The 11,990-nt window shown below is 39.3% G+C and carries 7 protein-coding genes and 1 pseudogene; 7 read left to right on the top strand and 1 reads right to left on the bottom strand.

Annotated features, from left to right (window positions below; genetic code table 11):
- Positions 1 to 1,514, top strand: a 1,514-nt coding sequence (dnaG, locus tag A5N85_RS03825) for a DNA primase (RefSeq protein WP_072576050.1), incomplete at its 5' end; no start/stop codon positions are given.
- 40 nt (positions 1,515 to 1,554) lie between these two features.
- The gene (gene rpoD / locus A5N85_RS03830) at positions 1,555 to 3,378 is read left to right on the top strand and encodes an RNA polymerase sigma factor RpoD (RefSeq protein WP_072576051.1); all 1,824 of its coding nucleotides are present in this window, start codon (positions 1,555 to 1,557) and stop codon (positions 3,376 to 3,378) included.
- An 81-nt stretch (positions 3,379 to 3,459) separates the two neighbouring features.
- On the opposite strand, the gene A5N85_RS03835 is transcribed toward rpoD, so the two are convergent.
- Positions 3,460 to 5,721 (bottom strand): nitric-oxide reductase large subunit, encoded by a 2,262-nt coding sequence (locus A5N85_RS03835; protein ID WP_072576052.1) that lies wholly within the window; start codon positions 5,719 to 5,721, stop codon positions 3,460 to 3,462.
- Positions 5,722 to 6,049: 328 nt separating this feature from the next.
- Here A5N85_RS03835 and A5N85_RS03840 point away from each other — a divergent pair, with 328 nt between their 5' ends.
- The 5 genes and pseudogenes from A5N85_RS03840 to A5N85_RS17550 all read left to right on the top strand — a co-directional run.
- The gene (locus A5N85_RS03840; RefSeq protein ID WP_172460815.1) at positions 6,050 to 6,547 is read left to right on the top strand and encodes a DUF2062 domain-containing protein; all 498 of its coding nucleotides are present in this window, start codon (positions 6,050 to 6,052) and stop codon (positions 6,545 to 6,547) included.
- Positions 6,548 to 6,639: 92 nt separating this feature from the next.
- Positions 6,640 to 9,360 carry a DNA translocase FtsK gene (locus A5N85_RS16905; RefSeq protein WP_072576054.1) on the top strand — a complete coding sequence of 907 codons (2,721 nt, stop codon included), beginning with the start codon at positions 6,640 to 6,642 and terminating at the stop codon, positions 9,358 to 9,360.
- 79 nt (positions 9,361 to 9,439) lie between these two features.
- Positions 9,440 to 10,168, top strand: coding sequence for an outer membrane lipoprotein periplasmic chaperone LolA (lolA, locus tag A5N85_RS03850; protein ID WP_072576055.1), 729 nt, complete (start codon positions 9,440 to 9,442; stop codon positions 10,166 to 10,168).
- A gap of 24 nt (positions 10,169 to 10,192) precedes the next feature.
- Entirely contained in the window at positions 10,193 to 11,539 is a 1,347-nt protein-coding gene (locus A5N85_RS03855; RefSeq protein WP_172460814.1) for a replication-associated recombination protein A, read from the top strand.
- 278 nt (positions 11,540 to 11,817) lie between these two features.
- Positions 11,818 to 11,990: pseudogene (locus tag A5N85_RS17550) on the top strand (IS630 transposase-related protein); the annotation flags it as partial.

The following is an 11,990-nucleotide window of genomic DNA, read 5'->3' on the forward strand; positions in this document are numbered from 1 at the left end:
TTTATTATTGCTTTGGTTGTCATGAGAGTGGCGATGCTTTACGTTTTTTGATGAATTATGATCATTTGACTTTTCCTGAAGCCGTCGAAGCGCTAGCAGCATTTAATGGTGTAGAAGTCATTTACGAAGAGTCGTTTGATGCTCACGATAATGCACAGACAAAAGCGAGAGTAGAAGAAGGCTTAGCTTGTTTAGAAGCCGCTGCTAATTTCTTTCATGAACAATTTTATTTGCCAATTGGGGAAAAGGCGCGGAATTATTTACGACAGCGAAAAGTAAAAAAGACCATTGTTGACCAATTCCTTTTAGGGTATGCACCTGCAGAACAGACATTGATAAAAGCGTTAGGCGATAAGTTTTCTATTGAGTTAATGAAAGCAGTTGGATTGATTGGCGAAAAGGATGGTCGTCAATTTGATTGGTTTCGTGACCGCTTAATGTTTCCAATCCGAAATATTCGAGGGCAAGTGATTGCTTTTGGTGCTAGAGCGCTAGGAGATGTGCAGCCAAAATATCTCAATTCTGCTGAATCTGATTGGTTTAATAAGCGTTATGAACTTTATGGATTAGATCAAGCATTACAGTCAAAACCAAAGTCCTTAATCGTGACAGAGGGCTATATGGATGTGGTAAAACTTACGCAATATGGCTTCCCTCAGTCTGTCGCAGCTTTAGGAACGGCTATTGGTGAAACGCATATTCAGCAGCTAAAGAAACGGACGAAAAAAGCTTATTTTTGTTTTGATGGCGATACTGCCGGTCAAGATGCTGCGAAAAAGGCACTACAAGCAATATTTGCACAACATGATGATTCGCATGAATGGCGATTTGTGTTCATGCCTGAAGGCGAAGATCCAGATTCTTTGTTAACAAAAGAAGGGCGAGAGTCTTTTCATCAATATTTAGATGCTAGTTTAACGCCTTCACAATTTATTCAGCGAATATTAGCTATTCAAAATCGAGAGCAGTGGTCGGTTGAGCAACGCGCTAAGGTGGTTCATCAAGCAGAAGAATGGTTGGCTTATTTGCCAGAAGGTAGTTATCGAGAACTATTACAACAAGAGTTACAAAATTTATTATCCGCGTCTTTAATTATTGAAGCAGAACCGTCTAAAACACAAAATGAGCAAGCGTACTCGCAAAAATATATTTCAGAGAATAAGCAGTCGGTAGCATTGGCGCGGGCAGAATGGAGAATGACTGCCATTTTAGAAAAGTATCCTCAGTGGAGCTTATGCTCGGAGATAAGCGATGCTATTCCAATGCTTCAGGAAAAATATCCATTTTTTATAGAATTGCTTTATCTCGCTAGAGCAGGTGCAACAAGTGATTTGCTAAATCAAAAACTACTAGAAAAGGGAATAGAAAAAGAAATTGAGCAATCAAGGAGATTGCTGTCTGTTTTATCGGAAGTGGAGCTAAAACAGGAGTTCTTAGGAACGATTGCGCGTTTGCAGGCTCAATCTGCAAATTTGCGTGAACGACTTGAAAAATTAGGGGAAAGGCCGCATTAATGATGCCTTATGCCATTCAATATCTTATTTGGGAGCAGCTATGAGCGATTTTGAGCGCACGCAAGATGAAGATGATTTTCACGAAGAAGTCAAAGAACTGATTGATCGCGGGCGTGATCAGGGATTTCTCACTTATGAAGAAATAAATGAAACATTACCAGAAAATGTCCTAGAAGGGGATAAATTCGAAGAAATCATTTCTTTATTAGTAGAAATGGGTATCGACGTAGTAGAAACACCGCCAGATAGTGATAGTGTTGATGATGAAGATGAAGAAATTACTGGTAATGTTTTATTAACGGATAATGAGATTGGGCGAACAACAGATCCCGTTCGTATGTATATGCGCGAAATGGGGGCAGTTGATCTTCTAACACGAGAAGGAGAGATTGCTATTGCAAAGCGGATCGAGAGTGGGTTAAATCTCGTTCAGCAAACTTTAGCAGAGTTTCCACCTGCGATAGCGGCTTTATTGGAAGAATTTGCTTTAACAGAAAGCGGAGAAAGTCGCCTAGGAGACTTGGTTAATGGCTATGGCGATCTTTATGCAGAACCAGAAGTAGAGGAAACGCCCGAAGATGAAGAAGACAATATTATTGATGATATTGATGCAGATGATGATGAAGATAGCGCTGCTCCGGTAGATTCTGCGAGTAGTCTTGAGGAAGCGCGAGAAAAGCTATTAGAGTTAGCAGATGTCTTTAAAAAATTACAAACGGCTTTAAATAAAGGTCAAGCCTTATCTTCTAAGAAAAATCAGACGCTGCATGATAAAGTTAAAGAATATATTGTTTCTTTTTCTTTTCCTCAGCGAACAATTGACCTTATGGAAAAGCAGCTGGAAATTCCAATAGGGGAAATTCGCAATATTGAGCGTCGCTTAATGCAGTTGGTGATTGATAAAGCTGGAATGCCACGTAAGAGCTTTGTTAATGATTTTCCGGGTAATGAAACCGATCTTGAGTGGGTTGTAGGACAAAGTAAGCAAAAGCGTAAATATGCGGAACGCTTAAAGGGAATGATTGAAGAAGTCCAGGCAGAACAGTCTAAGTTCCTTGATGTAGAGCAAGCTTATGGAATGACAGTTGCTCAGATTAAAGAGATTTATCGCCAAATGACCATTGGTAAGGCACAAGCAAAACGTGCGAAAGAAGAAATGGTTGAAGCAAACCTACGATTAGTTATCTCTATTGCAAAAAAATATACAAATAGAGGCTTACAGTTCTTAGATTTAATTCAAGAAGGAAATATTGGTTTAATGAAAGCGGTTGATAAGTTTGAATATCGCCGTGGATTTAAGTTTTCAACATATGCAACTTGGTGGATTCGTCAGGCAATTACGCGCTCTATTGCTGACCAAGCGCGCACGATTCGTATTCCAGTACATATGATTGAAACAATCAACAAATTAAATCGAATTTCTCGTACCCTAGTGCAGAAGAATGGTCGTGATCCTACCCCAGAAGAACTCGCTATTGCCATGGATATGCCGGAGGATAAAATTCGTAAGGTGCTGAAAATTGCGAAAGAGCCAATTTCCATGGAAACGCCAATTGGGGATGATGAAGATTCACATCTAGGAGATTTCATTGAAGATGGTAATGTGATGTCCCCATTAGAGGCGGCAACCACTCGCGGTCTCTCAGAGGCAACCAATGAGGTATTGGCATCATTAACGCCGAGAGAAGAAAGAGTATTGCGGATGCGGTTTGGTATTGATATGAATACGGATCACACGCTAGAAGAAGTTGGTCGTCAATTTGATGTAACACGTGAGCGAATTCGTCAAATTGAGGCGAAAGCTCTACGGAAACTGCGTCATCCTAATCGTTCAGAATTATTGAAAAGCTTTTTAAACGATTAATTGATATTTTCTATTTCGATAAAGAAAGCCCACTTTTCAGTGGGCTTTTTAGTATTGAAAGCTTAGCTTTACTAATAAGTTTTATTTAGAGGTTTCTCCGGGAAGTCTTTTCATTAAAGGTAATACACCTTTAACTACTTGCCAACCAAAGGCAAATGCGCCAATGATAAAGACAATATCGCCTATTGTTCGTACCCAGCGTAAGGTTTGTAGAATTGGCGTTTGCATAAAGGTTTCGCCACGCGCCCACCAAAGTCCTTCGCTAATTGAAGCGTGTGCTTGGATAATGCCGATAGGTAAAAGACTAGTAAAGAGCATTAAGGCGAGTCCGATATTTAAGCACCAAAAGGCAGTTTTCATGAGCTTATCTGAAAATTGCATGGTTGGACGAATATAACGGAGGACTAATAGAACAAATCCTATAGATAAAAAGCCGTATACGCCAAATAAAGCTGCATGTCCATGGTTCGCTGTTGTATTTAGACCTTGAATATAGAAAAGTGCAATTGGCGTATTGATAAGAAAACCAAATACACCCGCGCCCAACATATTCCAAAAAGCAACCGCTACAAAACATAAAATAAGCCAACGTAATTTTTTCATCCAAGGTGCTCTGCTAATACCGCTCCAGTTCTCATGCGCCTCATAACCTAAAATAACTAATGGAACAACTTCTAAAGCGGAAAACATTGCGCCAACCGCAAGAATAGGGGTGGTGGTTCCTGAGAAATAGAGATGGTGGAAGGTTCCCGGAATACCCCCAAGCATAAACAAGATGGCTGATAGAATACTAGCAACGGTAGCGCTACGAATGCCGACTAATCCAAGATTGTAAAAAATAAAGGCAATGGCAACGGTTGCAAATACTTCAAAGAAGCCTTCAGCCCATAAATGTACAATCCACCAACGCCAATATTCCATAATGGATAGATTGGTATGCTCTCCATAGGCAAATCCTGACCCATAGAATAGTCCAATAGCGATAACAGATAAGGTTAGTAACCAAAGAAGCGATTTATCCCCTGGTGCTTTAAGTGCCGTCCAAATGCCGCGTAGCATTAAAAGTAACCAAAAAATCAATCCAATATATAGCAAGATTTGCCAGAAACGACCAATTTCAACAAATTCATAACCTTGATGTCCAAACCAGAAGTTGATTGAGCGAGGCATCCAACCATGAATGGCTAAAAATTGTCCTAAAAAGGAAAGACCAACAACAGCAACTAAGGCATAGAAAAGAATATCAACGCCTAATTTCTGATATTTTGGATCTTTTCCCCCATTAACGATCGGAACAAGGAATAGTCCTGCTGCTAAAAAAGCAGTCGCAATCCAGAAAATTGCAGATTGAATATGCCAAGTTCGCGTTAAGCTATAAGGGAAGACATTTGATACTGGAATACCGTAGAAATCTCCTTCTACCGTATAGTGTGCGGTGAAGCCTCCTAGTAGTACTTGTAAACTGAATAAGGCAACAACTACGAGTAGATATTTCCATAGAGCCTTTTGAGAAGGTGTTAGGCTTACTAAGCTTAGAGGGTCTTTTTCAGGAACTTCAGGAATTTCTGAGTCATGTTTTGCATAAAATGCCCAGAGCCAAATAACAATGCCTACGCCGAATAACAATAATACAACTGATGCGATCGACCACATGATATTTTCTGGTGTTGGTACATTATCAATAATTGGTTCGTGTGGCCAATTATTGGTATAAGTGACAGATTGATTTGGGCGGTTAGTAGAGGCTGCCCATGCAGACCATTGAAAGAATGTTGCTAAATTTGCACGATCTTTTGCATCAGGAAGCGTATTATTTTTCATTGCAAAATGTTCGCGCGTTTTATTGTATCCAGGATCGTTACCAAACAGCTTGTCGTAGTATTGTGCAGTTTGACGAATAGCCTCAATACGTTGCGCACTATAAGTAACTTTACCAGTGGCAGGGTTAAATGTATTTTTACGGTAGGCTTGTTTTGCTTGATATTTTAAAATTTCTTGCTGCTCTAGTGATAATTTATCCCAAGCTTGATGATAAGTTTTTTCTGCCTCAAGATTAAGCCAGTTCATCAGCTCACGATGTAGCCAATCAGCCGTCCAATCAGGTGCTTGATAAGCGCCATGTCCCCATACTGTACCAACATCCATACCGCCGATAGATTGCCAAGCACTTTGACCATCGAATATGTCTTGTTTGGTAAATAGCGTATCGCCATTTTCGCTAATATAAGCTTCCGGAATAGGGGGGGCTGCGTTATAGACTTCTTTGCCGTAATAACCAAGAAGGGTAAACATAATCACCATAATAATGGTTAGAAACCACCAAAGGGGTTTATAGCTTTTCATAAATCGTACCTCATTGCATGTGACTTGTCCCAAATGGGTACGATGATTGTAAAAAAAGCTGTAGAAAGCAGCTTTGATATATGTCAATCGTAAGAAATTTTCATTATTTATTAGAAAAGATGAGAATCGATGTAACAAGGATTCGTTATATCTTATGAGCTTGTGAAAGCTAATAAGCTATAAAGCTTTCATTAAAAAATGTCATGTTATGACAGAGTCTTGTAAAGATAGGGTATGATGCGTACGATTTTATCGTACAGCTGTTTCTATTAAATAATAAAGTAATATGAAGTATTTTTTTAAGCGGATTTTGCCATCACCAGATAGATTGAAAGATAATAGGTTTTTACGCCCATTACTTTGTCGAATGGAGCATTCACGGATATGGCAGGTAAATCGAAGAACTATTGCCGGCGGTGTTGCTTCAGGATTGTTTTTTGGTAGTCTGCCTATTCCTATTCAGATTCCTTGTGCGGTTGCTGTTGCTATTTTGGCTCGAGTAAATGTGGCAGTTGCTGCGATTTCTACGCTTTACTCTAATCCTCTGACCATGGGGCCTTTGTTTTATTTTAATTATCGTATTGGCGTCTGGCTATTTGGTGGCGGTGTTCCTGATAAGGTAGACTTTGAGTTACACGGTTTTATGCAATTAGGCGGACGTATTTTAATGCCACTATTTAGTGGTTCTGTTGCTGTTGGGCTTGTTGTTGCAACTATTGGATATTTTGTTGTGTTATTTTCTTGGCGCTGGACATTGGTTATTCATTATAAAAGACGTGCTGAAAGAAAAATTGCAGCGCTAAGAAAAATAGAAGATTCTAAATAGTGGTTGAATCAATCCTCATTTGTGCTCAAAAAGTTTAGCTTAAAGCTGTTACAATAGACAATTCTTTGCTTTTTTTCTACGCTGAATTTTTTATGCAGACATATTCTTCTCAAAACTGGTTATCTGTTGTTCGTCGAGGATTGACAGATTTGTGGTTTATTTTATCAATAGCAGCTGCTGTTTTATTACTAATTGTGCTGTTTGGATATCATGCAACCGATCCGGGTTGGAGTACTTCTGGAGAGAATATAGGTGTTCAACATTGGCTTGGTATTTCTGGCGCATATGCAGCAGATACTTTATTTTCTTTGTTTGGTTATGGGGCTTATTTAATTCCAGTAGGATTACTTGCGATTGGTTGGCAAAGTGCTCGGCGAGAATATTTAGATACTGAGTTAATGGTGTGGAAAAGTGTGGGATTAATAGTTAGTTTATTGGCACTATGTGGTATTTTAACGTTTCACTGTAATATTCGAATCAATTCTTTATCTATAACAGGCGGCGGATTATTAGGGCAAAAGTTTAGTGCAGAACTGCTAAAAATTTGGACAATTCCCATGATTATGGGACTTTATACTTTATTATTTGTAGTAGGTATAACGCTATTATTAGAAGTTCGATGGTTTGGTTTGTTGGAAAAAATAGGGTATCCCATTCTTACGTTATTAAGCCGTTTTAGCAGCAGACCACAAGAAATTGCTATTGAGGAAGAAGAGTATGTCGTTCAAGCTGATGATCCAGATGATAAGCGTCATGCTTTATTAAATCGATTAAAGGGCAAGCCGATTTCTCAGTCAGAGAATGAGCCAAATGTTTTGAAGCGTCAGGAACCTGTTTTATCAGAATTTGCAGAGTCTCAAGAGCAAACTTTGGCTAATGAGTTTAATTTTGTTACTTCTACAAAACCCGTAGAACAAGAATTTGAGCCGTCAGCAATAAATTGGCAAGAATTTAAGCAAGAACCTTCTCTTTTTATACAATCTGATAAGCCCTCTACGCTTGCTGCAAGGTTAGAAAATTATAATACATCTACTCCATCTGCAAAATCTTCTGAATCTGTAGAAAATCTTTTTGATGATTATGATGCTTTTGGCGAACAAGAAATTTCTTCAAGTGCCTCTGATTTTTCGTCTATCCACGCGACTAATGATGAAGATGCTTATCTAACGGCTATTCAAGACGATGATGAGTACGCAGATAATCATTCAGAAATAGTTTCCCAAGAAACTGAAGCAGAACATTTAAAAGTACGATTGAATAATTCATCGTCTATCAAAGAGAATGTTTTTTATCGTTCTACTCAACTAGATACTTATCATCTTCCCTCCCTTTCTCTATTAAAAGTTAGCCCCCCCAGTCAGTTGCCTGACAAAGATAGTCAATTTGAAATTTTGGCGCCACTCGTAGAGTCTGCACTAAGTAATTATCGACTAGATGTGCGTGTTGTTGATATTGCGGTTGGACCTGTAGTTACGCGACTAGAGTTAGAGCTTGCTCCGGGAATAAAAGTGAGTCAAATTTCAAGTTTAGATAAGGATTTGGCACGTTCTTTATCGGTGCAGAGGGTAAGAGTTGTAGATGTTATTCCTGGTAAACCTTATATTGGCCTAGAAATCCCTAATAAAAAAAGAGAAATTGTTCATTTGCGAGATGTTTTAGAATCTAAAGCCTATCAAGAGCAAAAATCACCGCTCACTTTGGTTTTAGGTTCAGATATTTCTGGGCAACCAGTAGTAACTAACTTAGCTAAGATGCCACATTTATTAGTGGCAGGGACAACGGGTTCAGGTAAATCTGTGGCTATTAACGTGATGTTAGCTAGTATGTTATTTAAGGCAAAGCCAGATGAGTTAAAGCTAATTTTGGTTGACCCGAAGATGTTAGAAATGAGTATGTATGAAGATATCCCTCATTTGCTTACACCAGTGGTTACGGATATGAATGACGCAGAAAATGCTTTGCGTTGGGCGGTGGCTGAGATGGAGCGCCGTTATCAGTTAATGGCAGCGTTTAAAGTGCGTAATATTGCAAACTTTAACCAGACAATTCGTGAAATGCAGGCGCGTGGTGAACGAATTGATGATCCGCTTTGGCGGGCAGAAGATCATATCGGATTGGCCCACCAGCCACCACAAATTACGCCTTTGCCTTATATCGTTATCGTTATTGATGAATTGGCCGATATGATGATGGCGGTTGGAAAAAAAGTAGAAGAATTGATTGCGCGAATTGCTCAAAAGGCACGTGCAGCTGGGATTCATTTGATTTTGGCAACACAGCGTCCTTCTGTAGATGTCATTACAGGGCTAATTAAAGCGAATGTTCCCACGCGCTTAGCTTTTCAAGTGTCTTCTAAAATAGATTCTCGAACCATTATTGACCAGCAAGGCGCGGAAGCATTACTGGGACACGGAGACGGGTTGTTCGTCCCACCGGGTAGTTCCGCACCTAGACGGGTTCACGGTGCTTTTATTGAAGACGGAGAAGTAGATGCTTTAACCAGCTATATAAAAACACAAGCTGAACCACAATATGAAGACAGCATAACCAATCCCGTTCCTGCTTCTGCAATGGGGGCTTTGGGCGCTATGGAAAAATCAGATGACCCTGAGCAAGATCCGCTTTATGATGAGGCATGCCAAATCGTCATCGAAACCGGAAAAGCATCTATTTCTTATTTACAGCGTCGTTTACAGATTGGCTATAATCGTTCAGCACGCATTATTGAAGCGATGGAGGCGGCTGGATTGGTTTCTCCGGCAGAGCGTGGGCAACGAAAAGTCTTGCGTGGCAATGATGACGATAACTATTAAAAAACTATGATGACTTGTTTATCTCATGTTCTGAAAAAATATGGCGGGATACCTATAATTTTATTAAGAGGAATATTTTATGAAGATTAAATCTCTAACCCTTTTTGCGACTTTAAGTGTGGCTTTATCTGCACAAGCACAGCTATTCAATATTCATCCTAAAGCAACAGCAACGCAAGCAGATACACAAACGACAGTTTCATCAGAAAATACAAAAATATTAAATACTGCGTCGGCTGCAACTTTAGAGAAATACTTTCAACAAACTAAAGACCTTCAAGGTGATTTTGTTCAAGCGGTGTATTCTTCTCGCGGGCAAGAAAAAAGCACGGGTAAAATGTGGTTAAGCAAGCCGGGTAAGTTTTATTGGGATTATCAAACACCAGACCGTCAGAAAATTATTAGCAATGGTAAAAAAGTTTGGCAGTATGATTTAGATTTAGAGCAAATTTCTGTGCGCAAAAAAGACGAATTGGTTGGAGATATTGCTATTCGTATTCTAACCGGCGAAAGCAAATTAACAGATGTTTTCAATGTTGTTGCCGTATCGCCAAAACAAGCACCGACTATACTGCATAAAGTTGCTCAAAATGCGGATGTATACCATTTAACGCCTAAAAAATCGCAAGAAGGCTATGATAGTATTTGGGTGATTATGAAAAATGGACAATTAGAAGTCATCAGTGTTGACGGTGGAGGTGGACAACAAACCGTTATTGGATTTACCAACCTCAAACGTAATGTGGGTATTCCAGCAAAACAATTTGAATTTACCCCACCAAAAGGTGTAGATATTGTTGGTGGATAACCAGCTCTAATATTAAAAATATTTATGAGGGCAAACGCTTGTCCTTATAAGGAATATTTAGCAGTGGCTCAACATTCTTTGTTTTCTCAACAAATTGACATTCCGCTTGCAGAAAAGCTTCGCCCCAAAACATTGGAAGACTATTTTGGACAAAAGCATATAATTGGTAAAGGTAGTATTCTCTCAATAGCCATAGCTCAAAAAAGACCTTTTTCAATGCTGTTGTGGGGACCGCCAGGTTGTGGCAAAACGACTCTCGCACTTTTGCTTGCTAAAGCTTTTAATGCCGAATTTATCAAACTATCAGCTGTTTTTTGTGGTGTTAAAGAAGTTAGAGAAGCAGTTGCACAAGCACAGACACAACGTTCAGTTGGTCGGCAAACATTGCTATTTATTGACGAAATTCATCGCTTTAATAAAGCTCAACAAGATGCTTTTTTACCCTATGTAGAAGATGGAACCATTATTCTCATTGGCGCAACAACCGAAAATCCCGCTTTTAATTTAAATAATGCATTGCTTTCAAGACTTAAAGTTTTGCATTTCAAACCGCTTAATGAAGCAGCACTTTTACAAACCCTTCAAAAAGCCTTAACAATTTTGAAAAGAGAAGACTTAAAGGAAAATAAAGGTCTCTCAATTATTGCTTATCAAGCGGCTGGAGATGCCCGAAAAGCCATCGCATGGTTAGAAGAATGGATACTTCTACAGTCCCAAAATATATCCGCTGAAGACGCTTTAAATCAAGCACTAGCAGAACAACCTAAAGCGCTTGATAAACAGGGTGATTGGTTTTACGAACTCCTATCAGCTTTTCATAAATCATTGAGAGGTAGTCATCCTGATGGCGCGCTTTATTGGTTTGCACGAATGGTTGAAGGTGGGGCAGACCCACTGATTATTTGTAGAAGAATGTTGTGTGTTGCTAGTGAAGATATTGGAAATGCTGACCCAAACGCCTTAAATCTTGCGCTAAATACCTATCAAACCTTTGAACGCTTAGGCGCGCCGGAAGGCTACCTTTCTATGGCACAATGCATTACCTACTTAGCGCTCGCGCCGAAAAGCAACGCCGCTTATAAGGCCATGAAAGCAGCATTTGCCTATGTAAAAGAAAACCCAGCTTATCCAGTCCCGCCTCACCTGCGCAATGCCCCTACACAATTACATCAGCAAGAAAACCATGGACAAGGTTACCGATATGCACATGACGAACTCTATGCCTATAGTGCAGGGCAAACTTACCTACCTAATGAAATGAAAAATATCAAATTTTATCAACCAAATGATAGAGGATTCGAGCAAAAATTCGCTGAAAAAATGAAAAAATTAAATGAATTAGATTTGCTATTTAAGCAGCAACCTTTCTAAGCCCCTATGAAATGAAAAGGAATTTTAGAATAATCACTATGCAACTTAATGGGATAGCTAAAAAACTAGATATAACATACCCTATAGATTTACACATCTTTACTCATATGCGTCCCTATTCATTAGAACTCAGGAAAAAAGTAATCGCAAAACTAGCAGAAGGCTATTCGGTTCGTCAGGTAGCCAATAACTTTGGTATCTATTTCACTCCTGCTCAGAAGTGGAAAATGCGTGATTGCCTTTAGCCTACTAAAAGAACAAGAACTTCTTATTCTTACAAAATAGACTTCAAAACCCTAATGGCTAGTGTAGAGTACTATCCAGATGCTTATCAACATGAGCATGCCCAGCGTTTTCATTGCTCACAGACAGCTATTCACAAAGCATTGAAGAAACTTGGTATTAGCTATAAAAAAACACTAAGGCATCCAAAAGCTAATCAAGATGATWG

The sequence above is a fragment of the Suttonella ornithocola genome (assembly GCF_001889065.1).
GTDB classification, from domain to species: Bacteria; Pseudomonadota; Gammaproteobacteria; order Cardiobacteriales; family Cardiobacteriaceae; genus Suttonella_A; species Suttonella_A ornithocola.